Genomic DNA, 26,105 nt, shown 5'->3' with positions numbered 1-26,105 from the left:
ATGGAGACGAAAGTCTATGCAAAAGCTGTCTAACTTGCTGCCTGAAGGCTTTCACGATTCCCTCCCTCCATATGCTGAGGCCGGGTCCCGACTCGAACGCGAAGTACACGATACGCTTGCCAGCCATGGCTACGCACGCGTGTCGCCACCGTTGGTCGAATATGAAGACGTTCTGACGGGTCGGATGACCGGATCAGCAAAAAGCGACTTGATGCGTTTTGTCGATCCTATCTCACAGCGAACCTTGGCCATGCGCCCCGATGTGACAATGCAAATTGGCAGGATAGCCGCGACCAGTCTGGCCGGTGCGGCGCGCCCGTTGCGTCTCAGTTATTCGGGTCAGGTACTGAAACTGCGTTCTGGCCAGCTGCGCCCGGAACGCAGCCGATTGCAAATTGGCGCGGAGTTGATTGGAACCGACAGCGTCGCAGCGGCGAGCGAAATTGTGACCGTGGCCATAGAGGCATTGGGCCGGGCGGGTTTGACTGGGATTACGGTGGATTTCACCATGCCCGATTTGGTCGATATCCTGTCCGCCGGACCTTTGCCGCTTAGCGCCGCGCAGGCGGACGAAGTCCGTAGCGAGTTGGACATGAAGGATGCTGGCGGCCTGACCGAGTTGGGCGCCACCGGCTATTTACCGCTGATAGAGGCAACCGGACCATTTAATGATGCTATGGCCAAGATGCGAGATTTCGACTGCGACGATCTGCTGAGATCGCGGCTTGACGGTATATCCGCCATTGCCGCCAACATCAAAGACAAGGCGAAACTTACCCTTGATCCCACTGAACGCCACGGCTTTGAATATCAAAACTGGTTTGGTTTCACCCTTTTTGCCGATGGCTTTGTCGGAGCGATGGGGCGTGGAGGTAGCTACGAAATTCCAACTGCCGATGGCGGAACGGAAAATGCCGTCGGCTTCTCGCTTTATCCCAGCCCGTTGATCGATGCCGGTTTCAGTGCCAAGGCCAAGGATATTCTATTTCTGCCGCTAGGGCATGACAGTGACATTGCTGCATCTTTGCGGGCAGAGGGATGGCGCACCGTTGCGGCGCTTTCGGACAGTGATGATGCTGCGACTTTGGGCTGTACGCATCATCTGGATGGCAAGAATCCGGTAGCAATTTAACAGGAAGAATGTTCAAATATGGCCAATGTAACGGTTATCGGCGCCCAATGGGGTGATGAAGGTAAAGGTAAGATTGTCGACTGGCTATCGGAACGCGCTGATGTCGTGGTCCGGTTTCAGGGTGGTCATAATGCTGGCCACACTTTGGTTGTGGACGGTGAAGTCTATAAGCTCTCGCTGCTGCCATCCGGCATTGTCCGCGGGGCCTTGTCGATCATCGGCAATGGTGTTGTGCTGGATCCCTGGCATTTGCGCGATGAAATTGACAAGCTGCGCAATCAGGGTGTCGTCATCAATGCGGATAATTTTGGTATTGCTGAAAACTGCCCCTTAATCCTGCCCATCCATCGCGATCTTGATGCGTTGCGTGAAGATGCGAGTGGAAAGGGTAAGATCGGCACGACACGGCGCGGTATTGGCCCGGCCTATGAAGATAAAGTGGGTCGCCGTTCTATCCGGGTTTGCGATCTTGCCTATCTCGATGATCTAGGTCCGCAGCTGGACAGGCTTTGCGCGCATCATGATGCTCTGCGCGCCGGTTTTGGCGAAGAGCCAGTCGATCGCGAACGTTTGCTTGCAGACTTGCGGGAGATTGCTGACTCGGTGTTGCAATATGCACAACCTGTCTGGAAGCGCCTGAACGAAGCGCGCAAACGTGGTGACCGGATCCTGTTTGAAGGCGCACAGGGCGTGTTGCTGGATGTCGATCACGGAACTTATCCGTTTGTGACCAGTTCCAATACGATTTCGGGCACTGCCGCTGGCGGTTCGGGCATTGGTCCCTCTGCGACCGGCTATGTTTTGGGGATCGTGAAGGCCTATACCACGCGGGTGGGATCGGGTCCGTTTCCGACCGAGCTAGACGATGATGTCGGACAACGCCTTGGTGAGCGCGGCCATGAATTCGGCACAAATACCGGAAGGCAAAGGCGCTGCGGCTGGTTTGACGCGGTGTTGGTGCGTCAGGCTTTGGCGGTGTCCGGAGTCGCCGGGATCGCGCTAACCAAGCTTGATGTGCTGGATGGCTTTGAAGAGCTGAAAATCTGCGTAGGATATGACCTGAACGGTGTAACTTATGATTATCTGCCGCCGCATCATCAAGACCAGGAAGCGGTGAAACCGATTTATGAAAGCATGAAGGGCTGGAGCGAATCCACTGCTGGTGCGCGCAGCTGGGCGGATTTGCCGGCACAAGCGATCAAATATATCAAACGTGTCGAAGAGTTGATTCAGTGCCCGGTGGCGCTCGTTTCCACATCTCCCGAGCGAGAGGACACCATTTTGGTCACCGACCCCTTTGCGGATTAGATTTTTCCTGCTCTTGGCGCTGGCAACTGTCGGCGGGTGCGGCTCAGCGAAGCCGTTGCAGCCGGATGATGCCGCCGAAGGTACAATTGTGCTACCTGTCATTCCAGCCGGGACCAAAGCCGACAGCATCTTAGTCGACAAGAGCGACCGGACGTTGATCCTTTACAAGGGCGTTGAAGAAATTGCCCGTTATGGCGATATCCGCTTTGGCGATAGACCAGAGGGACACAAACGCTTTGAAGGAGATGAACGCACGCCAGAGGGACGTTATACGATAAACGGACGAAACCCGGGAAGCCGATTTCATCTCAGTTTGCGGATATCCTAACCGAACGCAGCTGACCGCACCTATGCCGAGGCTAGAGGAAAATCACCCGGCGGCGACATCTTCATTCATGGCCAACCCAATGGCCGGAATGGACCGGCTATAAAGTCTGATTGGACCGACGGCTGTATCGCCTTGAGCAATGCGGAGATTGAGCAGATCTGGGATACTGTGTCCGACGGAGCGGAAATATATATCCTCCCCTAAACATCGTCCGCCGATATCATTTCCTCGATATCAATCTCACCGGTCATTACCGCCACTGTGGTTGCAATCGCGGCATCACCGGTAACATTGGTTGTGGTACGCATCATATCCATGATCCGGTCGACGCCCGCAACGAAGGCGATGGTTTCAAGTGGCACGCCGACACTGCCGAATACCAGGGCCATCATGATGAGGCCGGCGCCCGGAATGCCCGCTGCGCCAATGGCACCAAGGGTCGAGGTAATTGCGATCAGAACATAATCGCCGAAGCTGAGATCGACCCCGAAAATCTGCGCACCGAACAAGGTCGCTAGCCCGAGATACATGGCCGTACCGTTCATGTTGATTGTCGCACCCAGAGAAACCACGAAGCTCGCCACCGAGTTGCTGACACCCAGATTGCGCTCCACGCAGCGCAACGTTACCGGCAAGGTCGCGTTGGATGAGGCGGTCGAATAGCTGACCGCAATCGCATCGATAATCCCGCGGAAGAAATCAATCACCGGCAGCTTGGCGACAAATTTGATCATGGCTGAATACATCACACCAATGATCAGCAGGCAGCCGAGATAGTTGAGCCCGACGAGTTGGGCGAGCGAAATGAGCGCATCCGGTCCCAATGTACCCGCTACCCATGCCATCAGTGCAAAAACACCAAAGGGCGTCAGTTCCATGACGATCATCGTGACTTTTTGCATCACGATGGCACCACTATCGAAAATCTTGGCGAGCGGTTTACCGTCTTCTTTTGCCATCAAAATGCCGATACCGATCAGCAACGCAAATACAATCAATGGCAGGACCCGGACGTCTGCCATGACTTGCACCGGGCTGTCGGGTACGATCGAAAGGATCATGTCAACGGCAGTGGTTTCATTGGGAGCAGGTGTTTCACCTTTTTGGATCGCGCTGGTGTCAACGCCCTTGCCAGGTGCAAAAAAGGTCCCCAAGGCCAAGCCAAGCCAGGCGGCAATCTGGCCGGTTATGATGAATAATATCATCGCCCGTCCGCCGACACTGCCGAGTTTGCGAAGGTCGCCAAGCGCAGCCACACCGGCAACCAGTGAGAAGAAAATCAGTGGAACGACCAGCATCTTGATCGCTTTGATAAAGAAATCGCCGATCCATTTGATGGTTTCGGATTCCGGACCCCAGATCAGACCGGTAATGACTCCCAAAATCAGCGCTGCGATAACCCGCTGCCACAGCGGTATTTTGAACCAGAAAGACAGCATATTCCCTCACATCCCCGTATTTTGTTCATGCCTATCCTGCCAAACAGGCAGGAGCAAGCGCGATTAATGCCACATGTTAGGTAGCAGCGGTATTACATCCAAAAACTGATTGCCAGACAGGTTGCCAATCCCACACCAAAGGTCAACGGGATACCGGCCTTGAAGAAATCAGTGAACCGGTAATTACCGGCGGCGTAGACCAATGTATTGGTTTGATATCCGATCGGTGTCGCAAAACTGGCGGAGGCGGCAAACATGACGGCAATGACTAAGGGGCGCGGATCGACGCCAAGGTCCTGACCAAGCGCGATGACAATTGGAGTAATGATGATCGCGACAGCGTTATTGGTCACAATTTCGGTCATGAATACCGACAGGACGTAAATCGCAAAGACCAGCGCCCAAGGAGGCAAATCGACCAGGAACGGGGTTAGTTGCGTCACTATCAGGTCCACGCTGCCCGCCTGTTGCAGACCCAATCCGACGGCAAGCATCCCGAAAATCAGCACCAACACATTGCCGTCCATAGATCCCCAAGCCTCTTCGGCATCAATACAGCGGGCCAACAGGATAGCACCGACCGCCAAGATCGCGGCAACGGCGAGTGGCACTATATTCAGTGCTGCCAACGCGACTACGGCGACCAGTGCGCCAATGGCAATGGGGGCACGGTCTCTGCGAAAGGCCCTGATCTTTGTCTGGCCGACGCCAAAAAGATTGGGGTTTTCATACATCCGCTGGATATCTTTGGTCGATCCAGTCACGAGTAGCCGGTCGGCTGCATGGATGCGGGCGTTGGTCAGGTCAGATCGCGGCAAGTTGCGATAACGGGTCATGCCTAATATGCGGACGTTCAGCTGTCCAAGAAACGGTATGTCGAATAACCGGTTGCCGATGCTGGGATGACTAGGTGCGACCGTCGCTTCAACTAGCTCCTCCCCCAGCGGCCCGACATCGCCGGACCGGACAATGCCAATTTTGAAATCTTCCGATGCGCGCAACGAAATGAGTTCGGTAAGATCAAGGCGGACGACTATCCGGTCTCCCGCACGCAGTTCGTGATGTTCCAGATCATGGCGAATATAGCTGCTTAGCCGCTTGACCGCCGAAACATTGACGCTGGGTCGTCTCACAATTGGTATTTCGGATATTTTCTTGCCAATCGCGGTTGATCGGCTGCGGACTGTGAGTTCAGTAAGAAAATCACTCTCGTCACTGCTGGCGAATTCACCACTAACCTGACCGCCGGGCAACAACCAGCTGCTAAACAAGACCATCATGATAGTCCCGGCTACTGCGGCGATCAGCCCGTAGGGCGTAATGTCGAAAATACCAAAGCCATCAAGTCCGGAATCACGGGCTACAGCATCGACGATAAGGTTCGTCGAAGTGCCGATTAATGTCGTGGTACCACCCAATATGCAGATGAAGCTCAGGGGAATAAGCAGCTTTTTGGAGGATATACCGGTTGCACGGGACAAGCGAATGATGATCGGAATGAGAACCAGGACAACCGGCGTATTGTTCATGAATGCTGACGCGACAAAGGCTCCGAGGAACATCTCGACCACCGCCAGCTTAGGTCTTTTTTTAGCGCGTTCGATAATGAACCCGGCAATCGCATCAATCGTTCCGGTTCGAAGTAATGCCCCAGACAAAATGAACATCGCAGCAATGGTAATTGGCGCGGTATTGGAAAAAACCGAAAACAAGCCGTCGGAATCGATAATCCCGAGGAACAGGAAGGTGCAAGCCCCGAGCACGGCAACCACGGCCGCGGGAAACCGCTCCATGATGAAGCCAGCGAACAGAAAGCCTAATATGACAAGACCGATAACCGCTTTATGCGCCTGAATATAATCATCAATGACATGAAGGACGAGGTCGATCATGGGATCAAGCGCAGCCTTCAATATAACCGACCGCGGCTTTCAGTCCGGCGCGGAAATTGCTTACATATTTGGTTTGGCTTTTCGGGTCCTCAGTTTCACGTCTGGTTCCATCAACGGCCGTTTCGAAGATCATCGCATAAGTACCGTCGCTGGATGTGAGGGATAAGTAGGAACCGGAATCATTGGCATAGGGATGCGCTGAGCTTACGAGCCAATCTCCATAGACGGCGCGAACTTCCTGCTCCGACATGCCAACTCTAGCGCCCGATACGCTTTGCCAAAGGCCAGGGTCGCTTCCATAGGAGACATCAATGCGCACCAGCCGGTCTTCGTTCATCATCAATGCAATATCGGGATAATCTGGTGCGCTGTCCAGATAGTGACAAGAAAAGCGCTCTTCTTCATTGCTCCACGGCCCATCGGTGGTCAGTTTGAACCCTAAGGTTTTGACTTGCTCAACAGTCATCCCGATGCGGATTGGTCCAAGACCTTGAAAAGACAGGCGTGGATTAGACACATTGTTTCCTGTCAGCAAAGCTGCTGCCAGCGTCGGCCAGAGTAGGCCGAAGGTGCGTTTCATCCGCATTGTGCGCGATGCAATAGTTTTTGATCGGCGAGCACCAGTGCCATCATTGCCTCGACAACCGGAACGCCGCGTATGCCGACGCAAGGGTCGTGGCGGCCCTTGGTAACGATCTCTGTTGCTTCGCCTTCACGGGTTACGGTGTCGACAGGTGTCAGGATCGAGCTGGTCGGCTTAAACGCTACGCGACAGAATACCGGCTGTCCCGTCGATATCCCCCCTGCGGTTCCGCCAGCATGGTTGGATTCAAATCGCGGCGTCTCATTTCCTGGTCTCATCGCGTCGGCATTTTCTTCGCCGCGCAAACGGGCAGCGGCAAAGCCGTCACCGATCTCGACACCCTTTGTGGCATTGATGGTCATCATCGCTGCAGCGATTTCGCTGTCGAGTTTAGCGTAAACAGGTGCACCCCATCCGGCAGGAACACCAGTCGCTTCACAGGCGATAATCGCGCCGAGGCTGCTGCCATCCTTGCGTGCGCCATCGACCAGGGCTTCCCAGCGTTTTGCGGCATTGGCATCCGGACAGAAAAACGGGTTATTGCCGATTTCATCGGCGTCAAAATTCGCCATATTAATCGCATCGCCGCCAATTTCAGCAACCCACGCGCGAACGGAAACTTCAGGAATGGCGAGGCGAGCAATTGCACCCGCCGCCACGCGTGCTGCCGTTTCGCGCGCACTGGAACGACCGCCACCGCGATAATCACGAAAACCATATTTGGCATCATAAGCATAATCGGCATGGCCGGGGCGATAGGCTTTGGCGACTTCGCTATAGTCCTTGGACCGCTGGTCGACATTTTCAATCATCAGCGAAATGGGTGTTCCGGTTGTTTTGCCCTCGAACACACCGGACAGAATTTTGACCTGATCGGGCTCTTTCCGCTGCGTGGTATATTTCGACTGGCCCGGGCGCCGGGCGTCCAGAAACGGCTGAATATCGGCTTCGCTCAGTTCCAGCCCCGGAGGACAGCCATCCACAACCGCGCCGAGCGCAGGTCCATGGCTTTCTCCCCAAGTCGAAAAGCGAAAAACGCGGCCGAAACTGTTAAAACTCATATACCCTCATTTATTGGCCCAGTTTTTTTGTTTTTACAGGCGTCCAAAGGCGGGCGCATATTCTGCTCGTCCTGACTGCGGCTTTTGGAACGTCTCGTCAAGCCAGAGTGCTTGAAAATAAGGGCCGGCAAAGGGCGACGCAAATGGCTTTGCGTCTTCGACAGAAAAGCCAAAGCGTGAATAGTAGCGCGGATTACCAAGCAATATGATCAACTGCCATTGATTTGTCCGCGCCCAATGGATAGCGGCTTGAACAAGTTGCGACCCTAAGCCTTCAAGCTGGCGCTTTGGCATGACAGCGACAGGCCCCAATCCCAGTGCTCTGACCGGTTTTTCATCCGCTATGACATCCATAGGACTAAGCGCGATATGACCGATTATCGAGCCCTTCTCTTCAGCCACTTGGGAAAAGGCCAAATCACTATCGCTCCGCAACATATCGACAAGCCGCGCTTCGGCATCGGTTGCAAAAGCAGCCTTGTTTACCGCGAAGATCGGCTTTTCGTCGACTGATTGCTCGGCCCGAAAAAGCATCAATCCAGCGCAATATCAGGCGCATCTTCCTGTTTCATACCGATCGTGTGATAGCCCGCATCAACATGATGCGTTTCACCGGTGACGCCGGAGGATAGATCAGACAGGAAGTACAATGCGGAAGACCCGACGTCATCAATGGTGACATTGCGACGCATAGGAGCATTAAGCTCGTTCCATTTCAGGATGTAGCGGAAATCTCCGATGCCAGAGGCTGCTAAAGTCTTGATCGGTCCGGCAGAGATGGCGTTCACCCGGATACCATCGGGACCAACGTCATTGGCAAGATATTTGACTGATGTTTCAAGCGCTGCCTTGGCCACGCCCATGACGTTGTAATGCGGAATGACCTTTTCCGCGCCATAGTAAGACAGCGTCAGCATCGATCCGCCTGGATTCATCATCGCGACAGCGCGCTTGGCAACGGCGGTAAAGCTATAGACGCTGATATTCATCGTCATCAGAAAATCATCGAGTGTAACGTCAAAATATTTGCCGCGCAGGGCTTCCTTGTTGGTGAAGCCGATAGCGTGGACGACAAAGTCAATTGTGGGCCATTTATCAGCCAGTTCAGCGAAGGTTTTGTCGAGCTGGTCCATGTCAGACACGTCACAATCCAGAAGGAAATCACAGCCCAGTTCTTCGGCCAGTGGTTTTACACGCTTGGCCATCACTTCGCCCTGATAGCTTATCGCCAGTTCCGCTCCGGCTTCGGCCAGTTTTTTTGCAATGCCCCAGGCCAGCGACTTGTTATTCGCCAGACCCATGATCAGGCCGCGTTTGCCTTTCATCAGTTCATTCATTGCCAGTCCTTTTTACATGTAAAATCTGACACTCAATAGCGCCCATCCAGTTGTTATTCCAGAAAATCATCATCTGTCGCACATAAGTCTGGTTCACCATGCTGTGGTCTGTCGGCCAAGGCCGCGTTGAGTTCGGAACCAATCACCATGCCAAGACCGATCAGATAGAAGAAGATCAGCGTGATCATGACACCGGCAAGACTGCCATAGGTCAGTTGATAGTTAGCGGCATATTTCAGGAAGAGCGGTAACAAGCCGGTAATGAGCAGCCACCAGCCGCTGATGAAGACGGCGCCAGGCCATTTCGGATAGGCACGCGGTCGATATTGCCGGGGGGTGAGCAGGCGGAACAGTAGATAGAGTGTGATGAAAAGGATCAGGAAGGGCAACGCACTGGACAGGGAAAACCACGTTGTGTTTTCCGCCAGATCAGGGAAATACCCACCAAGAAATTCGCTGATCCCGGCTACGACAAATTGCGCACTGAGTGCCAGCATCGCGAAAAATACAGACAGAATGATAAGGCTGATCGAAGTCAGCCGATATTCCCAGAAAGTCCGCTGGGCCGTGACACCGTAAGCGCGGTGCAATATTTCGCGGATGGTTTCGATCAGGCTAGCCGTGGTCCATAAACCAACGGCAGCGCTGAACCACAATAGCGGGCCGGTTCGCGCGACCATCGCATCCTGGATCGGGTCGTGCAATGCGCGGGCAACTGAAGGCGGAACGGTTCTTAGAAACGCTTCGACAAAATCGACACCGATGGCGGTCTGTCCGATACTGCCGGCAATGGCGGCTGCGACAATGAAAAAGGAGAAGACCGCCAATAGCGCGAGATAGGCAAAATTTCCGGCGAAGGTAAAGCCATCATTATAGACGCCGACGGCCGTCCGCTCGACAACAGAAATAATCTGACGCGGCAGACGGCCTTCCGCTAATGCTTTGGCTGCTCGTTCGCTTTTTCGCCCCGGTCGCGACGGTTCTTCACGCCGCGCCTCGGGGGAAAGTGGCGATGAATCAGACATGAATCCGTTTAGCCAAAATTACACGCCCATATCAGCGCGTGGGTTTTCGCCGCTGTCCCAGTCTTTCACAAATTCCGCCAGCTTTGCGTTATCCTCCGGCAATGTGATCATCAGCGTCACGAGCTGATCGCCGCGCCCGCTGGTTTTCTTGTGAAAGCCTTTATTTTTCAGGCGTAGCGTTTTACCGGAATCAGACCCAGCGGGAATCGAAAGCATCACCGGACCGTCAACGGTCGGCACTTTGATCTTGGCTCCTTGAACCGCTTCTTTGAGGCTGATCGGCAACTCCAGCTTCACATTATCGCCGTCGCGTTCGTAAAAGGGATGGCCGTTGATGTGGATAGTGACAATCGCATCACCATTGCCGCCCGGTCCTGGCCGCCCTTTGCCACTTAGCCGCATTTGCGTGCCTTCTTCGACGCCCTTGGGCAGGCTGAGATCTATGGTCTTGCCATCCTCCAGAGTGATCCGCTGTTTCTGCAGCGTGGCCGCGGCAATGAATTCGACTTTCAGCCGATAGGCTACATTCGCGCCTTTTGGTGGTGGAGCGCTGCGCTGGCGTGAACCGAAGGGGCTGGAACTGCGGCCACCGCCGCCAAACAACCCTTCGAAAATATCGCCAAAATCCGCGCCGCCATTACCAAAATCAAATTGCTGGCCACCGGCACCACGCGAATATGCACCGCCTGGCCCGCCGCCAAAGCCAAATCCGGCTGGATTGCCATCGGCATCAATTTCGCCGCGATCAAATTGGGCGCGTTTGTCCTTGTCGAGCAGCAGGTCATAGGCCTTGGTGACATCGGAAAACCGCTCCGTCGCCTTGGGATTATCCTTGTTGCGATCCGGATGCAGTTCTTTGGCAAGCTTGCGATAGGCGGTTTTAATCTCCTTCTCGCTGGCCCCTTTGGCCACGCCTAATGCCTGATACGGATCTGCCATTACTCTACCTTTTCAATTCCTTATCTCTCTTCAAGATTGGAACGATAACTCTTTAATTCAACTCAGTGTCTTATTGAGGTACTACGGCATCTGCAACTCTATTATGCCGCGTGAAGCGTAGCAGCAGATAGAGCACTAGACCCAATGGCCCCAACATCAATACGAAAAACAATATGGGAACCTGAATCCAGCGTGCAAATCCGTATTTATCCGCGTTGCGCGCCACCCACATGCCGACAAACAGGTCAAAGGCAAGATAATGGATCCACCCCACCACTGCGCCGCCGTCACTGGAGAGCAGCGCCTGCACACCGGCGAGTGTGGTAAAGTCGGGACTTCCGCCACTTCCACCACCTATCATACCGGTCATGAGCGGTATGACGATCACGGCGTAGGCGAGGGCGAGCAACGCTACTCCGCCATAAAAAACACCCTTCATTACAACATCTTTTCGCGGCGCAAAGGCCAGTATCAGCCACATCACCAATGCCCAGTTATTGGTGATCGTGAATATGAGTTCCCAGTTCATGATGCGTTTCCCCTCTTCTCCAAAAGAGAGGCTAGCATGAAAAAGGCTGGACCTCCAATGGCGGATCACCTTGCGCTTGACAGAAGAGCGGGTTCATAGGGTATAGAACATAACATGAACATTAGTGATTCTATCCATCGGAAAAATAAAGGGAAGGCGGCTTCCCTTTCGCTTTCCTCCGCGTCCTGTCTGGATGAAAATATCAAAAAGGGCGGCGCTATCCTATTGGGTGCCCAGCGCTTTGATCATGCGTTGCGGCAGGGATTACCCAAAGCGGCTTTGCACGAAGTACAAGCCGCCTTGAAAGATGATACGCCCTGCGCTTCCGCCTTTTGCCTGCTTCTTGCAGAACGCTGCAGACTATCCGGTCAAAAGGGAAGCAACCCGATATTATGGGTGGATGAAAAACAGACCCAGCGGTGCAGAAACCTGCTCTATCCGCCGGGGCTTGTTGAACTGGGTATTGATCCTAACCGGATAATATATGCGCAAGCGACAACTGTAATTGCCGCGTTAAAGACAGCAGCCGATGCTGTTCGGTCCAATGCCGTGGTGTCAGTCATACTCGCGCTATCCGGGAAAAACCCACGTGGTCTGGATTTGACGGCAACCCGCCGTTTGTCTCTGTTCGCGCGGGAGAGCGGTGTGACCGTTTTCCTGTTGCGTGATCAACTCTCTTCGCTTTCAACCGCTGCCTATAGTCGTTGGCAAATATCATCTGCGCCATCCCGGCCTTTGGAAGCGAACGCCCCCGGTCATCCTGTTTTTGATGTGAAATTGCTGCGCCACAGGCGCGGGATAGAGGGGCTTTCAAGCCGATTGGAATGGAATCGTGACAGTAGAATATTCGAGGAATACGCGCCGGATATTGGCGCTGTTCCTGCCGTTTCTGTCTTCGGAACGGATTATCAGGAGCAGCGCAGGCGCGCTTGATACCAGGGATCCGCGGCCTTTTGCGCTTGTGGAAAAAAGCCGCGGTGCGCTTGTTCTGGCAGCGCTTGATCGACAGGCACAGGAGCAGGGGTTGCATATCGCTATGCCTCTGGCGGATGCGCGTGCGCGGGTGCCAGAGCTACTCATATTTGATCATGACGGGGATGCCGATACCCGATTGCTGGCCAGGCTTGCCGAAGCTTGTGAACGCTATACGCCAATGATCGCGCTGCATCTGCCGCAGTCATTGGTCCTTGATATATCAGGCTGCGTCCATTTGTTCGGTGATGAACATCTGTTGGTGCAGGATATCGAAGACCGCTTTGATGGCACCGGTCTGTCTTTCCAATGGGCTTTGGCCGGGACGGTGGATGCGGCGCTGGCGCTCGCCCGCTTTGGCCTGAAGGAAGGCGCGCAGGCGCAGCTACCGGTGGCGGCGCTGGATATGAATGACAAAACGCACAGGTCGCTGGAGCGCGCCGGGCTCTATCATATCGGAGATTTGGCAGACCGTCCGCGCGCACCATTGGCGGCCCGTTTTGGGGCAGAACTGGTATTGAAGCTGGAGCGTTTGCTGGGACAGGAGGATCGCCCCGTCAATCCGAAGCGTAAAAGCGCTGCTATCATCACGGAACGACGCTTTGCCGAACCGATGGGGCATATTGATAGCGCCTTGCTATGCCTGCATGAGCTGTTCATCGAGGCTGCGCAGATGCTGGAAGACAGAAAGCAGGGCGCCCGCAAAATACGGATGCAGCTCTTCCGCTGTGATGGCCATGTGGCCAAGCTGGCGATTGAAACGGGCGCACCGACCCGTGACGACAAGCTGTTTCGGCGCCTGCTGAATGAACGGATCGATACGCTGAACGATCCGCTTGATCCCGGTTTTGGCTATGATCTGGTACGCTTGTCCATTGCCGCTGCAGAATCCTTGGACGCGGTGCAAACCGACATGGATGGCGGGCGCGATGCGGCATCGGATGAAGCCGCTTTGCTCAGTCAACTCAGTATTCGGCTGGGGCGGCAAGATGTGCAGCGTTTTGAGCCGGCCAATAGCTATATTCCCGAACATGCCCTGCACGCTCGCGCTGCGCTCGATTACAAAGACGCTTTTATCTGGGATCAGCCTGAATCAGGCGCGCCGCCCACCCGGCCCCTGTTTCTGTTTGACCCACCGCAACATATCAAGGTGATGGCCGAAGTGCCCGATGGCCCGCCGCGCCGCTTCATATGGAAACGCGTCACCCATGATGTCACGCGCGCCGAAGGTCCGGAGCGCATCGCATCGACATGGTGGCGCAAGCGGCAAGGGCATTTGCCGGGCAAGGCGGGTCTGACCCGTGATTATTACCGCGTCGAGGATAGCGAAGGACGGCGTTACTGGCTGTTTCGTTACGGACTCTACGGAACAGAAAAAGCCCAGCCTGACTGGTATATTCACGGCAGCTTCGCATGACTGACTTTGCCGAACTGGTTGCTGCGACACATTACAGCTTTTTGCGCGGAGCTTCTTCGCCGGCGGATATGGTTTTGCACGCCATGAACTTGGGGATGAGCGGGCTTGGCATTGCCGACAGAAACAGCGTGGCGGGTGTCGTCCGCGCGCATGTCGCCCTGCGCGAAACCCGCGAGGCAGCGGCAGAAGAAGGCTTGGAACTACCCCCCTTTCACCTGATCGTTGGTGCGCGCTTGTGTTTTGTGGATGAGATGCCGGACATCATTGCTTATCCGGTCAATCGCAAAGGGTGGGGAAGGCTGACGCGGCTGCTTTCTACCGGCAACCTGCGCACCGAGAAAGGCGCTTGCCATCTCATGCTTGGCGATCTCCTGGGCTTTCATGAGGATATGCAATTTATCGCCATGGCTGATGAAGGCGCGCTCAAGCTTTTGCAGCCTCTGATGGATGTCGCGCACGACCGATTATGGGCGGGCGTGACGATGCCGCGGGATGGGGCAGACCGCCGCTATCTTGCAAGACTGCAAAAAGAAGCCGCTCGGCTGGGCTTGCCTTTGCTGGCCACTAATGCGCCCTTGTTCGCGAGTGCCGAGCAACGTCCGTTGAGCGATATCCTGACGTGCATATCCGAGAAAACGACCATCGCTGAAGCCGGACGCTTGCTTGCCAAAAATGCCGAAGCCCATCTGAAGCCGCCGCAGGAAATGGCGCGGTTATTTGCCGATTGTCCGCAAGCGATCGAGGAAACCCAGCGCTTTCTGTCCGGCATCCATTTTTCGCTCGACGAGTTGAGCTATCATTATCCTGATGAACCGGTTCCGGAAGGATGGACACCGCAGGGATGGCTGGAACATCTTGCCCGGGAAGCGGCGGCAAAGTCTTACCCGGGCGGTGTCCCAAGCAAATTGTCTGACAAGCTGAACGAAGAATTGGAGCTTATCGACAAGCTGGAATATGCGCCCTATTTTTTGACGGTCCATGACATTGTCCGCTATGCGCGGTCCAAAGATATCCTCTGCCAAGGCCGCGGCAGCGCCGCCAATAGCGTGGTTTGTTACCTGCTTGGCATTACCGCGGTTGATCCGATGAAGCATGACCTGCTTTTCTCCCGCTTCATTTCCAGGGAGCGTAAGGAACCGCCCGATATCGATGTTGATTTCGAACATGAGCGCCGAGAGGAAATCATCCAGTATATCTATGACCGCTATGGCCGCAGTCGCGCTGCCATTGCGGCAACAGTCGTTCATTATCGATCACGCAGCGCCATTCGCGAAGTGGGCAAGGCGCTGGGCCTGTCGGAAGATATTACCAGCCGCCTTTCGAGCACCGTTTGGGGCAGCTGGTCGACCAAGGATCCCGACAAGCGTTTCGGGGAGACTGGTCTTGATCCAGACAATCCGGAAATAGCGCGCCTGGGCGCTCTGGTGCAGCAGATACTCGAATTCCCGCGTCATCTGTCCCAGCATGTTGGCGGCTTTGTGCTGACGCAGGACCGGCTCGATGAAACCGTGCCTATCCATAATGCGGCAATGGACGACCGTACCTTCATTGAATGGGACAAGAATGATATTGATGCGCTCGGCCTGATGAAGGTCGATGTCCTGGCGCTTGGCATGCTCACCTGCATCCGTAAAAGTTTCGATATGATGCGGACATCCGCTCTGGGTGATTATGAGCTCGCGACCGTTCCAGCCGAAGACCCGGTCACTTATGACATGCTATGTAAAGGCGATAGTGTCGGCGTGTTTCAGGTCGAAAGCCGCGCGCAGATGAACATGTTGCCGCGCCTGCGTCCGCGTGAATTTTATGATCTGGTCATTCAGGTTGCCATTGTCCGCCCCGGTCCGATTGAAGGGGACATGGTGCATCCCTATTTGCGCCGCCGGTCCGGTGTCGAGAAAACCGAATATCCGTCACCCGCCCCGCCGCATGATCCCGACGAACTGAGAGGCGTATTGGGGCGGACCTTTGGTGTGCCGCTGTTTCAGGAACAGGCGATGAAACTGGCTATTGTCGCGGCCGATTTTTCATCCAGTGATGCGAACAAGCTGCGCCGTGCGATGGCGACATTTCGCAATGTCGGTACCATCCACCATTTCCAGGCAAAGATGATCGATGGCATGGTCGCACGCGGCTATGAACGCGAATTTGCCGAGCGATGCTATAGGCAGATACAGGGTTTTGGCAGCTATGGCTTTCCGGAGAGTCATGCCCAGTCCTTTGCCATATTGGTTTACATATCCTCGTGGATCAAATGCCACCATCCTGCTGTTTTTGCCGCCGCCTTGCTCAATTCGCAGCCGATGGGATTTTATGCGCCAGCACAAATCATCCGCGATGCACGCGAACACGATGTCGAGGTGCGCGGCATCGATATTAATCACAGCAATTGGGATAATATCTTGGAAGCATCAGACTCCCTCTCCCCTTCAGGGGAGAGGGGGGCATCGACGATGGCGCGGTCTTTGAATTCCCCTCTTCCGGCCTCTCCCCCGAAGGGGAGAGGGGACTTGGCTATGCGTCTGGGCCTGCGGCAAATTGATGGTTTCCGCGAGACCTGGGCCGAGCGGATGATCGCTTGCCGGCCCTTTGCATCGATTGAAGAGCTGGCCCATGACGCGCAATTGCCACAACGCGCGATGCAGATGCTTGCCGATGCGGATGCCTGCCGGTCCATCGGATTGGACCGCAGACAGGCGCTATGGGAAGTGCGCCGCACGCCAAGCGGGACTTTGCCGCTATTTGCTGCGGCCGATGCAAGGGAACTGGCTCTGGAGGAAGATACGCAGCTCCCCGGCATGACCAAGCGCGAACATGTGATTACCGATTATCAGACAACGCGGTTATCGCTCAAAGGCCATCCGATGGAGTTTTTGCGGAACGCTTTTGATAGCCAGAAAACACTGCGCTGCGCGGATGTCGCTCATGCCAAAAACGGATCATTTGCGGACGTTGCGGGGATCGTGCTGATCCGCCAGCGGCCAGGCAAAGGCAATGCGATCTTTGTCACGCTGGAAGATGAAACGGGGGTTGCCAACATCCTCATCTGGGCGCGCCTGTTCGAACGCTATCGCCGCCCGATCATGTCTGCGCGCCTGATGAAGGTTCGCGGGGAAGTGCAGAAAAGCAAAGAGGGCGTGATCCACATCATCGCCAGTCATGTGGCGGATTATACCGATCGTCTGGACAGGATTGCTGCGGCCAAGCCGGGTGTAGCGGCTGGCAATACGGGCGCCGCATTCCCCGCCAACCGGAGGCATCCACGCAATGTCAGAATCTTACCAGACTCGCGGGATTTTCATTGAGCGCGTCAGTTTCTTGCAGCGCGGAAATGCCGCTCATCATCCGCCGTGCTTTTCCTTCTGTTTCTTCCTGTAATGATAAATGCCGAAACCGATCGCAGTGATCATCAAAGCTATCATCCCATAAGCAATTTGTAATCTAACCGGCATATTTATTCCTTTTGATTAGGTTTTCTTCGGCAAATTCGGTAGTTATTTCCGCATCGAGCTTGTCGAGTGGATCCAAATGGCCTGCCTCTCGTTTTTCTGCCTGAATTGCTTCCAGCCCCCATGCTTTTGCAGCAGCAGCTGCGATTATCCGGCGGCTTTCCAGCGGGTCATTGACAGCAAGGTCCAACTGGCGCGCTTCCTGAGCACGGCAAATTTCTGCCTTTACGCGCATTTCCCGTTATTTCCCGCGACCGGTTTTCATATGTTCTAGACCGCGAACAATACCAGCCTTCTCGGATGGTTTTGAAGCATTTGTCTTCACCTTCTCTGCTTTGGGCTTACGGACTTCGCGTTTTGATTTTCTTTGTGACTTGGCCATGACGTTTTCCTTCCGACTTTGTGCTTGGAACAGTGTTTCAATTGCTTTGGTATCAAAGAAAAAGCTTTAAAACGGTGATTTAGATCGGGTCTTCGGATCGCTCATGTCGGCCTGTCGAGAATCCGGGCACAGCGATCGGTTTTCCTGTCTCAGGAAAGCCAATCAAAGGAATTTTTGATTGTGAAGAGACACCGTCAGACAGAATTACGATAAATAGATCGCAACGACGTTCTCTAGATATAGGGATTGATAAAGGCTTTTGTAAGGCGCGAAGAGATTTGAGTGCCAGTGCTTACAACCACTCGGTTCAGAACATAGCAGGCTGGACGTTAATCTATAAAAGAGTTTCGTCCAGTAGATCAGATTATGTCAGGAGACATTATCATGAAATTCGTTTTACTCGAATCACGCGGCGGCAACTATTTGGTTGTTGTCGAGAATATCGCTTGGTTACGTGCGGATGCAAACGGCCAAACGAAAGTTGGTATTGTTGGCGGAAGTCCGTTGGTTGTGGACGGCAATATCGAAGAGACAGCTGCGACCGTTTTGGCTGGTTAGATAAACCAGACAAATGGGAGGCCATGGAAAAAACAGCTAGATGCTCAAACCACCATCCACGGCAAAGCCCGCACCAGTCGCAAATTTGCTTTCGTCAGAAGCAAGATAGACGATCAAATGCGCAATGTCGTCGGGTTCGCCCATATGTCCAACCGGCTGTGCCAACGCAAATTGTTCCAGCAATGCATCAGGATCGGGCGAAGCGTCCGCCACAGACTGGACATTGGGTGTCAGGATCGTGCCCGGCAATACCGCGTTAACGCGGACCCCGTTTTTCTCTCGAGCACAATAGAGCGCAATTGATTTGGTCAGCATCGGAATGGCTGCTTTGGCGGAATTATAGGCGGCGAGGTCGGCACTAGCGCTGATGGCAGCGGCTGATGAGAAATTGATAATCGATCCGCCCGTTTTGCTCATCAAGGGCAAAGCAGATTTGCATCCGAGAAAAATGGAATCGACGTCAACGGTAAAGCATCGTTTGAAATCCTCGTAACTAATATCAGCTATCGAGCCAAAAACAGTTACAGCGGCGTTATTGATCAACACATCGAGACGGCCATAGCGGGCTTCGATTTCCGCTATAATCTCGGTCCAGCGGTTCGGGTCGGTAACATCCTGTTCCAGAAATTCCGCGTTTTCGCCCAATGCCGCTGCGGTTTTTTGCCCGGCTTCGATATTGTGGTCGGTGATTATCACCCGGGCACCCTCTGCGATCAATCGTTTGGCGGCTGCCTCGCCGAGCCCCATGGCACCGCCGGTTAACAGGATGATCTTGTCTTGCACGCGTCCCATATTCTGATCCTCAAAATTCACGCTTAGCCTTATTGGCGATGATACGTCACTATCACTTCAGATGTTTTCGATACGACTATGCCAGCAACGAAACATTGCCGCCTGCAGCCGTTGTATCGATACACACATGCCTTTCGACAATGCAGCGGCCGGAAAATTCCTCTTCCGTAATCAAAGGGATAAGCGGCCCGTCTCGTTGCGCCAGGGCGATGCGTATAGCTCTGGTATCCTCAATCTCGCTCCAGCATATAACAGCATCGAAGCCGTCCAATTCGGTCAGATGTTTGCGATCGAGGAACCCGTTCAGTGCATATTCTCCGTTCGCGTCAGGAACAACAATCAGCGGTTCACAGCCCTGCAGCCGTGCGGTTTCCGCTTGCTGTATCGCGTCTGCCAGAGATGGGCCAAGGCACAATATTCTGCCGCGCGCATAGGTGAATAGCTCATTGGATTCCCCCGTGGGTCCCGGCATGATTTCACAGCCGCGTGGCCGTGTATCTGCTTCAGGCAAGCTTTCCAGCGCTGCCTGAACCTGGTCGAGCGTTAATATATTGCCGGATGTCATAGGTTTGACCGGCGTCGAAACTTTAAAAAAGCTAGACAAATAATGCGGCCCCCCGGCTTTGGGGCCTGTGCCGGAAAGGCCCTCTCCGCCAAAGGGTTGAGAACCTACCACCGCTCCGACCTGATTGCGATTCACATAGATGTTACCAACTTTCATCGCCGCACTCAGTTTGTCGATGCGTCGCTCGATACGCGTTTGCAGACCAAAGGTCAGTCCATAGCCGCGATTGTTAATGTCGCTGATTATCCTGTCGAGATCATCATTTTCAAAAGTGGCGACATGCAGAACCGGTCCGAATATCTCCTCGCCCAGATCATTAATGCCATCCACGCGGATGACCGCAGGCCCCACGAAGTAGCCATCTTCGGGAACGTTGAGCTGCTTGATCAATCGGTCTTGCGCTCTGGCAGTCGCGATATGCGCTGTGATCTTGTCTTGAGCAGCTTCGTCGATCACCGGCCCAATATCCGTGGACAGCCACCACGGGTTGCCGATTTCCAACGCGTCCATCGCACCGCCAAGCATTTTGAGAAACGGAGTCGCGATATCCTTATGCAGATAGAGCATGCGCAAGGCTGAACAACGCTGTCCTGCAGACTGAAATGCAGAAGTGATAATGTCGCGAACGGATTGTTCCGGCAAAGCAGTGGAGTCTACGATCATGCAGTTCAGGCCGCCGGTTTCTGCAATAAGCATTGAATTCACTTGCCCGTTTTCGGCGAGATTTCGGTTTATAATCTGCGCAGTTGCAGTGGAACCGGTAAAACAGACTCCTTGAACGCCGACATCGCCACTGATGGCAGCACCCACAGTAGCCCCTGCGCCGGGTAGCAATTGCAGAGCGGTTAATGGCACGCCTGCGTCATGCAACAAGCCAGTGGCAAGCGCCGCAATCAAAGGGGTCTGGTCCGCCGGTTTCGCCAATACAGCATTGCCGGCAGCCAAAGCGGCGGCAATTTGTCCGGTAAAAATGGCCAATGGGAAGTTCCACGGCGAGATGCAACTGATTGTACCGCGTGGCTTGCTGGAAGGAATTTTTTCTGCCTCTTTTGCGTAATAGCGCAGAAAATCAACGGCTTCACGCAATTCTGCAATTGTATCGAATTGCGTTTTGCCAGCCTCCCTCGCCAATAGAGCAAATATTTCGCCGTGATTTTGCTCGTAAAGATCGGCCGCTTTTCTTAAAACTGCTGCGCGCTCGGCAATAGGAACATCCCAGACACGAGCTTCGGCAATAGCGCCGACGGCTTGTTCCGTATCAGCCTCAATTACCTCGCCAACCTGATTTTCCGGCAGCGCGGGATTGACTATTTTGCGCACCGCACCGTTTGTCACTGGTCGCACGGTTATCGGCGATGAACGCCATAGTTTTTCAGCAAATGGCGCGCGTTCGGCTACATATTCGTTCATGTCCATGCGATTGGCGAGATCCCATCCGCGCGAATTGATGCGATCCGGCAGATACAGATCGGCTGGCTTGATGATCTTCGACTGATTTGATTCCTGATCAGCCTCCAGCGTCTCAAAAGGATCTGTAGCAATCTTTTCGGCTGGCACAGCGTGATTAGCCAATTGGTTCACAAAGGACGAATTAGCGCCGTTTTCAAGGAGACGCCGGACAAGATAGGCGAGCAATTCGCGATGCTTGCCGACCGGGGCATAGATTCGTGAACGTACTTTTTCGTTGCGCAGCAGCGCGCCGTGCAATGCTTCTCCCATGCCGTGCAGTCGCTGGAATTCAAAGTCTTTGCTATTGCCCGCTAATTCCAAAATGGCCGCGACACTATGCGCATTGTGCGTCGCGAACTGAGGATAGATCCTGTCAGTCATCTTCAAAAGCTGTGCTGCACAGCAGATATAGCTGATATCGGTTGCTGATTTGGTCGTAAACACCGGGAAGTCGGGCACACCATCCATTTGTGCCCGCTTAATCTCACTGTCCCAATAAGCGCCTTTGACCAGGCGAACCATGATCTTTCTGTCGAGTTGGGTAACAAGCGCATAGAGCCAGTCCAGAACAAAGCTTGCCCGCTTTCCAAAGGCTTGTACGACGATGCCAAATCCATCCCATCCGGCAAGCCGCGGATCACTTAAGACCATTTCGATCATATCCAGCGAAAGACCGAGGCGATAGGCTTCCTCGGCATCAATGTTCAGCCCGATATTGGCATCGCGCGCGGCCAATGCGAGTTCGCCGACGCGTTCAGCGAGAGCAGGCACCGCTTTGGCCTGCTGGCTCATTTCATAACGGGGATAAAGGGCCGACAATTTGATCGAGAGACCCGGGTTTTCGCGAAAGTCATCCGAACTGGCAGCTTTCGCAATTTCTTTTATCGCATCGGCATAGGCCTCAAAATAACGATCCGCGTCGTCTTGCGTGATCGCTGCTTCCCCAAGCATGTCGTACGAATATGTTGCCCCTTTCGCCCGCCATTTCTCGGCTCGCTTTAATGCCAGCTTCATATCCTCGCCAAGTACAAATTGATTGCCGAGTTCTTTCATCGCCTGCCGCACAGCAACACGAATGACAGGTTCACCCAGTCTTTTTATCGCGCCGCGCAAAGCCTCCAGAGGACCCTGGCTTTCAGGCTCCTGTATCACGCTGCGCGTCATGGCGAGCGCATAGGTTGATGCATTGACCAGCGAGCTGTCCGACTGACCGATATGATCACGCCAGTTTGAAGGGCCGATCTTGTCTTCTATCAGGTCGTCAATCGTCTCGTTATCGGGGACACGCAAAAGGGCTTCTGCAAGCGTCATCAGGGCCAATCCCTCGTCCGTCGAAAGGCCATATTGACCAAGAAAGCTCTCGGTCAATGTCGGCCCCGATGCCTGCCTCACCTCTCGTACCACCTGTATCGCTCGCTCCTGAATACGTCCGCGCATGATCTTATCAGGGCCATAATGGGATATCAGATAGTCTATCACTTCGGCTTCATCGGCCCGATGATAGGCACGCACTTTCTCCCGATAGTCAATCAACGCATGCATGGAATATACGTGTCCTTAAAAATGTGGAGGGCTTGTTCCGATGTTCGGATGAAGATGAACCATCTTACCGCTATCGGTTCGCCTGATTATGCTGGACTATCTCAGTTGTGGCTTTGAATACAAGCTTTGTCGTTCGATACGCAAAAAGGATGTAAGTTGCCCGCAAAAATCAGGACCGCGGCGGTGCGATCTTGCTCATCTGTTTGTTCATTTCGTCAGTTGTTTCTCGGCGATAATACAGCATTCTCTTTCAACGCTCCGGAATGACCAGGAGACGATAAGGAGAGGCGTATGAGCCGAATAGCGAAACTACCGCTTGAACAATGGGACCCTCGCATTGTTGCGGCGGTTAAACCGGAAGAAGCAAGCGAGCTAGAGCAGGGATTGACGCGTTTCTTTGCTCACTGTCCCGAGCAAGCATTGGGTTTGATGGGTTTTGGTGGCGCACTCAAAATGAACCGCTCTCTCCCTGACAGGTTGATTGAGCTGGTCAGGTTGCGCATCGCCTTCTTCAATCAATGCCGGTCCTGCATGGCCATTCGGTACAGTGATGCATTGGCAGATGGACTGAATGAAGATCTGGTCTGTTCGCTGGAAAAGCCTGACGAGGCGGAAAATCTATCAAATGCCGAAAAGGCAGCGATCCGTTACGGAGAATTGTTCGCCACGGACCATTTGGCGATCGATGACTCCATATATGACGAGCTGCGGGAATATTTCTCTGAGGCACAAATCGTCGAGTTGGGGATGACAGTCGCATTTTTTGTTGGTTTCGGCCGGCTCGCAGCGACCTGGAAAATGGTTGAGGAATTACCCGACGCCTTCCAGGAAACCGAAAAAGAGATTGGGCCATGGGGCGAGGAATCGGTTCAAGTTCGCTAGCATGGGGAGACAGGAAAATGGCTACTAAATCCAGCCCGCAAATTAATCTGTTCGATGTTGATACCCAACAATGTCCTTATGAGGCTTATAAAACACTTCGCGAGGAAGCACCGGTCTACAAACAGCCCGGTACGGATATTTATGTTGTCTCGCGATATGAAGATGTTCGTGCCATATTGATGGATCCGCAGACTTTTCGCAGCGGCGCGGAAGGGACAGCCTATCGAATGAAAACCGGCAATATCGAACGGCAGAAGAAAATTGCGGCACGGTTTGCCGACAAAGGCTGGGTTCCCGGGCCAACGCTGGGCAATCGGGATGATCCCGGCCACAAACAAATGCGCGCGATGTTCAATGAAGCCTTCCGGCCCGCCAGGATCAAAGAGATGGACCCGTTGGTTGAAACACTCGCTTTTGATCTGATTGATGATTTTATCAAAGACGGCCACTGCAACTGGGTAAAGCAATTCGCCGTTCCGTTGCCGCTCTATATCATCGGCGAGCAAATGGGCGCCAAGCGTGAAGATATGTGGAAGATCAAGGGTTGGACCGATGCTTTCTTTCGGCGCATCTCGATGATGCTCGATGAACAAACTGAAATGGAGATGGTGGACCGCGAAATTGAAGGGCAGCATTATTTTCAACCGATTTTCGAAGAGCTACGGAACAATCCAAATGACAGTCTGTTGAGCGCTTTGGTCAATACCGTGATTGAAGATTGGGGAAGACCGCTAACCGATAATGAGCTGCATGCAGAAATGATGGCCGATACCTTTGTCGGCGGCAGCGAAACAACAACCAATGCTTTGTCCGCCGGTATGAAAATGCTGATTGAGAACAAGGATGTCTGGCATCAACTGAAAAATGATCCCGACAAATATATGAAAATCTTCATCGAGGAAATATTGCGGCTGGAATCACCCGTGCAAAGTCTTATGCGGTTTGTCGCGACTGATACCGAGATTCAGGGGGTGTCGATCCCGGCTGGTTCGCTGATCAATATTCGCTTCGCTTCAGCCAATCGCGATGGCAGCCAATTTGAATGTCCGGAAACTTTGGATTTGAATCGTCCAAAGCCGGGCTCCCATGTCGCCTTTGGATCCGGCGTGCATCACTGTTTGGGTGCGCCTTTGGCACGACGAGAGTTGATTTGGGGTTTCACCGCGGTGGTGGAAAGATTTGAGGATATGTGGTTCGCCGAAGAAAAGAATGATTTTGCTATCCATCCCCATTTCTTACTACGATCCCTGAAAGAGTTGCATATAGAATTTGAACCGAAGAAACGCTGAAAATGAGCATCTAAAACTGCAACCCTTGGCGAGTTTCCGTTAATTGTAACCTGTAAAAGCACAGCCGTTCGCAAATCCGATCGTTATCCGGGCAAGGCAATTGATGGCCGATATTGCAGGGGAGATCTTATTTGGTTTGGCAATGGTTACGGCAGGTTTTTCCAGGACAAATATGTTGTCCCACAAAACTGAGAAAAGCCAGCGTGACCTATTTTTACCGACGATCAATCGATCCATTGGCGCTGTTCAAACAAAAAAGGCCCCGCTTTTCAGCGGAGCCCAATTTTCGTTCAACCATATGGCGATTATTTCGGCATCAAAACACCATCAATAATGTGGACCGTACCATTGCTTGATTCCACGTCGGCTTCGATCACATTGACCTTGTTGCCAGCGCCGTCCTCAAGTATTACTTTCTCACCTTCCATGGTCGCCTTGATGACGCCGCCCTGTAGAGTGGTGAGGCTGGCTGTGCCACCGCCGTCGGTGATCGCCTTGGCAATGTCGGCAGCCTTCATATCACCCTCTACCAGACCGAATTTCGCGATGCTGGCAAGCTCGGTCTTGTCCTCATTCGACATCAGACCGGACAGTCTTTCTGAATCCATTTTGTTGAATGCGTCGTTAGTAGCTACGAACACCGTAAAGGGACCATCATCTTTAAGATCGGCAGCAATGCCTGACAAACCAACCATGGTGCTGGCCGTTGAAAGATCTGGGTTAGCCTGCACTACGGCGGTAAGATTTGTTGGTTTTTTCGCTTCTTCCGCCATGCGCGCATCATAAATGGCTTGTTCGTCCTCACTCATTTCAGAGGAGCAAGCAGTGACGGCTGCCAATGCGGCGGCGGCGAGAATAAATTTTGAGGGGGTGTTCATGTCTAACCTTTCTTTTGAATTCTCTCTTTATAACACCAGTCGCTAGATGATAGCAAAAAATCAAATAATTTGAGCCGCTTTACACTTCTATCTGATCGGCACTCACCAAAAGCATCAAGGCCCCGGAGGATAGCTGGGCTGTAAAGCTATTCCATCGCACCACGCGAACGGTAGTGCCCACGGAGATGGGCAAAAAGCTCTATCCGATGGCGGTCGACCTGTTGAGTCTCGCGCAGACGGTCAAAACCCAAACCCAGAGCGGCGAGCATATTTAGCAAATCGTCAGCGGACCGGCAATTCTGGACACCATGATCCATCCGGCCATTGGCAAATTTGCCGATCAGTATCCAAATACCC

The 26,105-nt window shown here is 53.6% G+C and carries 24 protein-coding genes and 1 pseudogene; 11 read left to right on the top strand and 14 right to left on the bottom strand.

Annotated features, from left to right (window positions below; translation table 11 throughout):
* Positions 1 to 16 precede the first annotated feature (16 nt).
* The 3 genes and pseudogenes from ACO6S1_RS02465 (at position 17) to ACO6S1_RS02455 (ending at position 2,972) form a co-directional block, all read left to right on the top strand.
* A complete protein-coding gene (locus ACO6S1_RS02465) occupies positions 17 to 1,132 on the top strand; it encodes an ATP phosphoribosyltransferase regulatory subunit (RefSeq protein ID WP_422344779.1) in 1,116 nt (371 codons plus the stop codon).
* A gap of 18 nt (positions 1,133 to 1,150) precedes the next feature.
* A complete protein-coding gene (locus ACO6S1_RS02460) occupies positions 1,151 to 2,440 on the top strand; it encodes an adenylosuccinate synthase (protein ID WP_422344778.1) in 1,290 nt (429 codons plus the stop codon).
* 88 nt (positions 2,441 to 2,528) lie between these two features.
* Positions 2,529 to 2,972 (top strand): annotated as a pseudogene (locus ACO6S1_RS02455) (L,D-transpeptidase family protein).
* Here the strand turns inward: ACO6S1_RS02455 and ACO6S1_RS02450 are convergent.
* The 9 genes from ACO6S1_RS02450 to ACO6S1_RS02410 all read right to left on the bottom strand — a co-directional run bounded on the left by ACO6S1_RS02450 (position 2,969) and on the right by ACO6S1_RS02410 (position 11,573).
* Entirely contained in the window at positions 2,969 to 4,207 is a 1,239-nt protein-coding gene (locus tag ACO6S1_RS02450; RefSeq protein ID WP_422344777.1) for a dicarboxylate/amino acid:cation symporter, read from the bottom strand. The pseudogene ACO6S1_RS02455 and the gene ACO6S1_RS02450 sit on opposite strands and share 4 nt — an antisense overlap.
* A 92-nt stretch (positions 4,208 to 4,299) precedes the next feature.
* Positions 4,300 to 6,099: an SLC13 family permease gene (locus ACO6S1_RS02445; RefSeq protein ID WP_422344776.1), complete on the bottom strand. Its 1,800-nt coding sequence runs from the start codon at positions 6,097 to 6,099 to the stop codon at positions 4,300 to 4,302.
* 4 nt (positions 6,100 to 6,103) lie between these two features.
* Positions 6,104 to 6,679: a hypothetical protein gene (locus tag ACO6S1_RS02440; protein ID WP_422344775.1), complete on the bottom strand. Its 576-nt coding sequence runs from the start codon at positions 6,677 to 6,679 to the stop codon at positions 6,104 to 6,106.
* The gene (gene aroC / locus ACO6S1_RS02435) at positions 6,676 to 7,743 is read right to left on the bottom strand and encodes a chorismate synthase (protein WP_422344774.1); all 1,068 of its coding nucleotides are present in this window, start codon (positions 7,741 to 7,743) and stop codon (positions 6,676 to 6,678) included. The genes ACO6S1_RS02440 and aroC overlap by 4 nt, the downstream gene beginning before the upstream one ends.
* A gap of 33 nt (positions 7,744 to 7,776) precedes the next feature.
* Positions 7,777 to 8,277, bottom strand: coding sequence for a GNAT family N-acetyltransferase (locus ACO6S1_RS02430; RefSeq protein WP_422344773.1), 501 nt, complete (start codon positions 8,275 to 8,277; stop codon positions 7,777 to 7,779).
* Positions 8,277 to 9,080, bottom strand: coding sequence for an enoyl-ACP reductase FabI (gene fabI, locus ACO6S1_RS02425; RefSeq protein ID WP_422344772.1), 804 nt, complete (start codon positions 9,078 to 9,080; stop codon positions 8,277 to 8,279). The genes ACO6S1_RS02430 and fabI overlap by 1 nt, the downstream gene beginning before the upstream one ends.
* Before the next feature lie 53 nt (positions 9,081 to 9,133).
* A complete protein-coding gene (locus tag ACO6S1_RS02420) occupies positions 9,134 to 10,105 on the bottom strand; it encodes a YihY/virulence factor BrkB family protein (protein ID WP_422344771.1) in 972 nt (323 codons plus the stop codon).
* Positions 10,106 to 10,123: 18 nt separating this feature from the next.
* Complete coding sequence (locus ACO6S1_RS02415; protein WP_422344770.1) at positions 10,124 to 11,044, bottom strand: DnaJ C-terminal domain-containing protein; 921 nt, start codon at positions 11,042 to 11,044, stop codon at positions 10,124 to 10,126.
* A gap of 70 nt (positions 11,045 to 11,114) precedes the next feature.
* Positions 11,115 to 11,573 (bottom strand): ABA4-like family protein, encoded by a 459-nt coding sequence (locus ACO6S1_RS02410; protein WP_422344769.1) that lies wholly within the window; start codon positions 11,571 to 11,573, stop codon positions 11,115 to 11,117.
* A 114-nt stretch (positions 11,574 to 11,687) separates the two neighbouring features.
* On the opposite strand from ACO6S1_RS02410, the gene ACO6S1_RS02405 reads away from it, so the two are divergent.
* The 3 genes from ACO6S1_RS02405 to ACO6S1_RS02395 are packed head-to-tail and all read left to right on the top strand — an operon-like array spanning position 11,688 to position 17,267.
* A complete protein-coding gene (locus ACO6S1_RS02405; RefSeq protein WP_422344768.1) occupies positions 11,688 to 12,506 on the top strand; it encodes an ImuA family protein in 819 nt (272 codons plus the stop codon).
* Positions 12,406 to 13,962 carry a Y-family DNA polymerase gene (locus ACO6S1_RS02400; protein ID WP_422344767.1) on the top strand — a complete coding sequence of 519 codons (1,557 nt, stop codon included), beginning with the start codon at positions 12,406 to 12,408 and terminating at the stop codon, positions 13,960 to 13,962. Before ACO6S1_RS02405 ends, ACO6S1_RS02400 begins: the two co-directional genes overlap by 101 nt.
* On the top strand, positions 13,959 to 17,267 hold the full coding sequence (locus ACO6S1_RS02395; protein ID WP_422344766.1) for an error-prone DNA polymerase: 3,309 nt from the start codon (positions 13,959 to 13,961) through the stop codon (positions 17,265 to 17,267). The genes ACO6S1_RS02400 and ACO6S1_RS02395 overlap by 4 nt, the downstream gene beginning before the upstream one ends.
* A gap of 136 nt (positions 17,268 to 17,403) precedes the next feature.
* Here the strand turns inward: ACO6S1_RS02395 and ACO6S1_RS02390 are convergent, their stop codons facing one another.
* Positions 17,404 to 17,646, bottom strand: a complete 243-nt coding sequence (locus ACO6S1_RS02390) for a hypothetical protein (protein ID WP_422344765.1) — start codon at positions 17,644 to 17,646, stop codon at positions 17,404 to 17,406.
* Positions 17,647 to 17,652: 6 nt separating this feature from the next.
* Positions 17,653 to 17,793 (bottom strand): hypothetical protein, encoded by a 141-nt coding sequence (locus ACO6S1_RS02385; RefSeq protein ID WP_422344764.1) that lies wholly within the window; start codon positions 17,791 to 17,793, stop codon positions 17,653 to 17,655.
* Between the two features lie 384 nt (positions 17,794 to 18,177).
* Between ACO6S1_RS02385 and ACO6S1_RS02380 the strand changes: the two genes are divergently transcribed.
* Positions 18,178 to 18,351, top strand: coding sequence for a hypothetical protein (locus ACO6S1_RS02380; protein ID WP_422344763.1), 174 nt, complete (start codon positions 18,178 to 18,180; stop codon positions 18,349 to 18,351).
* Between the two features lie 36 nt (positions 18,352 to 18,387).
* Here the strand turns inward: ACO6S1_RS02380 and ACO6S1_RS02375 are convergent, their stop codons facing one another.
* Positions 18,388 to 19,143 carry a glucose 1-dehydrogenase gene (locus tag ACO6S1_RS02375; RefSeq protein ID WP_422344762.1) on the bottom strand — a complete coding sequence of 252 codons (756 nt, stop codon included), beginning with the start codon at positions 19,141 to 19,143 and terminating at the stop codon, positions 18,388 to 18,390.
* 76 nt (positions 19,144 to 19,219) lie between these two features.
* Positions 19,220 to 22,699 carry a bifunctional proline dehydrogenase/L-glutamate gamma-semialdehyde dehydrogenase PutA gene (gene putA, locus ACO6S1_RS02370; RefSeq protein ID WP_422344761.1) on the bottom strand — a complete coding sequence of 1,160 codons (3,480 nt, stop codon included), beginning with the start codon at positions 22,697 to 22,699 and terminating at the stop codon, positions 19,220 to 19,222.
* A 291-nt stretch (positions 22,700 to 22,990) separates the two neighbouring features.
* Between putA and ACO6S1_RS02365 the strand changes: the two genes are divergently transcribed.
* The 3 genes from ACO6S1_RS02365 (at position 22,991) to ACO6S1_RS02355 (ending at position 25,204) form a co-directional block, all read left to right on the top strand.
* Positions 22,991 to 23,581 carry a carboxymuconolactone decarboxylase family protein gene (locus ACO6S1_RS02365; protein WP_422344760.1) on the top strand — a complete coding sequence of 197 codons (591 nt, stop codon included), beginning with the start codon at positions 22,991 to 22,993 and terminating at the stop codon, positions 23,579 to 23,581.
* 17 nt (positions 23,582 to 23,598) lie between these two features.
* Positions 23,599 to 24,870, top strand: coding sequence for a cytochrome P450 (locus ACO6S1_RS02360; RefSeq protein ID WP_422344759.1), 1,272 nt, complete (start codon positions 23,599 to 23,601; stop codon positions 24,868 to 24,870).
* 103 nt (positions 24,871 to 24,973) lie between these two features.
* Entirely contained in the window at positions 24,974 to 25,204 is a 231-nt protein-coding gene (locus ACO6S1_RS02355; RefSeq protein ID WP_422344758.1) for a hypothetical protein, read from the top strand.
* Here the strand turns inward: ACO6S1_RS02355 and ACO6S1_RS02350 are convergent.
* Positions 25,176 to 25,748, bottom strand: coding sequence for a fasciclin domain-containing protein (locus tag ACO6S1_RS02350; protein WP_422344757.1), 573 nt, complete (start codon positions 25,746 to 25,748; stop codon positions 25,176 to 25,178). The two genes, ACO6S1_RS02355 and ACO6S1_RS02350, sit on opposite strands and share 29 nt — an antisense overlap.
* 113 nt (positions 25,749 to 25,861) lie before the next feature.
* Between ACO6S1_RS02350 and ACO6S1_RS02345 the strand changes: the two genes are divergently transcribed.
* The gene (locus tag ACO6S1_RS02345; RefSeq protein ID WP_422346274.1) at positions 25,862 to 26,023 is read left to right on the top strand and encodes a hypothetical protein; all 162 of its coding nucleotides are present in this window, start codon (positions 25,862 to 25,864) and stop codon (positions 26,021 to 26,023) included.
* Positions 26,024 to 26,105: the final 82 nt, after the last annotated feature.

Origin of the sequence: Parasphingorhabdus sp. (assembly GCF_965233695.1) — a bacterium.
GTDB lineage: Bacteria > Pseudomonadota > Alphaproteobacteria > Sphingomonadales > Sphingomonadaceae > Parasphingorhabdus.
This window is presented reverse-complemented; position numbering and strand designations above follow the sequence as displayed.

Bases quoted from the DNA above. Each gene is read 5' to 3' on its own strand.
- ACO6S1_RS02465 (WP_422344779.1), top strand. From the start codon at position 17: ATGCAAAAGCTGTCTAACTTGCTGCCTGAAGGCTTTCACGATTCCCTC.
- ACO6S1_RS02460 (WP_422344778.1), top strand. From the start codon at position 1,151: ATGGCCAATGTAACGGTTATCGGCGCCCAATGGGGTGATGAAGGTAAA.
- ACO6S1_RS02450 (WP_422344777.1), bottom strand. From the start codon at position 4,207: ATGCTGTCTTTCTGGTTCAAAATACCGCTGTGGCAGCGGGTTATCGCA.
- ACO6S1_RS02445 (WP_422344776.1), bottom strand. From the start codon at position 6,099: ATGATCGACCTCGTCCTTCATGTCATTGATGATTATATTCAGGCGCAT.
- ACO6S1_RS02440 (WP_422344775.1), bottom strand. From the start codon at position 6,679: ATGAAACGCACCTTCGGCCTACTCTGGCCGACGCTGGCAGCAGCTTTG.
- aroC (WP_422344774.1), bottom strand. From the start codon at position 7,743: ATGAGTTTTAACAGTTTCGGCCGCGTTTTTCGCTTTTCGACTTGGGGA.
- ACO6S1_RS02430 (WP_422344773.1), bottom strand. From the start codon at position 8,277: ATGCTTTTTCGGGCCGAGCAATCAGTCGACGAAAAGCCGATCTTCGCG.
- fabI (WP_422344772.1), bottom strand. From the start codon at position 9,080: ATGAATGAACTGATGAAAGGCAAACGCGGCCTGATCATGGGTCTGGCG.
- ACO6S1_RS02420 (WP_422344771.1), bottom strand. From the start codon at position 10,105: ATGTCTGATTCATCGCCACTTTCCCCCGAGGCGCGGCGTGAAGAACCG.
- ACO6S1_RS02415 (WP_422344770.1), bottom strand. From the start codon at position 11,044: ATGGCAGATCCGTATCAGGCATTAGGCGTGGCCAAAGGGGCCAGCGAG.
- ACO6S1_RS02410 (WP_422344769.1), bottom strand. From the start codon at position 11,573: ATGAACTGGGAACTCATATTCACGATCACCAATAACTGGGCATTGGTG.
- ACO6S1_RS02405 (WP_422344768.1), top strand. From the start codon at position 11,688: ATGAACATTAGTGATTCTATCCATCGGAAAAATAAAGGGAAGGCGGCT.
- ACO6S1_RS02395 (WP_422344766.1), top strand. From the start codon at position 13,959: ATGACTGACTTTGCCGAACTGGTTGCTGCGACACATTACAGCTTTTTG.
- ACO6S1_RS02390 (WP_422344765.1), bottom strand. From the start codon at position 17,646: ATGCGCGTAAAGGCAGAAATTTGCCGTGCTCAGGAAGCGCGCCAGTTG.
- ACO6S1_RS02385 (WP_422344764.1), bottom strand. From the start codon at position 17,793: ATGGCCAAGTCACAAAGAAAATCAAAACGCGAAGTCCGTAAGCCCAAA.
- ACO6S1_RS02380 (WP_422344763.1), top strand. From the start codon at position 18,178: ATGAAATTCGTTTTACTCGAATCACGCGGCGGCAACTATTTGGTTGTT.
- ACO6S1_RS02375 (WP_422344762.1), bottom strand. From the start codon at position 19,143: ATGGGACGCGTGCAAGACAAGATCATCCTGTTAACCGGCGGTGCCATG.
- putA (WP_422344761.1), bottom strand. From the start codon at position 22,699: ATGCATGCGTTGATTGACTATCGGGAGAAAGTGCGTGCCTATCATCGG.
- ACO6S1_RS02365 (WP_422344760.1), top strand. From the start codon at position 22,991: ATGAGCCGAATAGCGAAACTACCGCTTGAACAATGGGACCCTCGCATT.
- ACO6S1_RS02360 (WP_422344759.1), top strand. From the start codon at position 23,599: ATGGCTACTAAATCCAGCCCGCAAATTAATCTGTTCGATGTTGATACC.
- ACO6S1_RS02355 (WP_422344758.1), top strand. From the start codon at position 24,974: ATGGCCGATATTGCAGGGGAGATCTTATTTGGTTTGGCAATGGTTACG.
- ACO6S1_RS02350 (WP_422344757.1), bottom strand. From the start codon at position 25,748: ATGAACACCCCCTCAAAATTTATTCTCGCCGCCGCCGCATTGGCAGCC.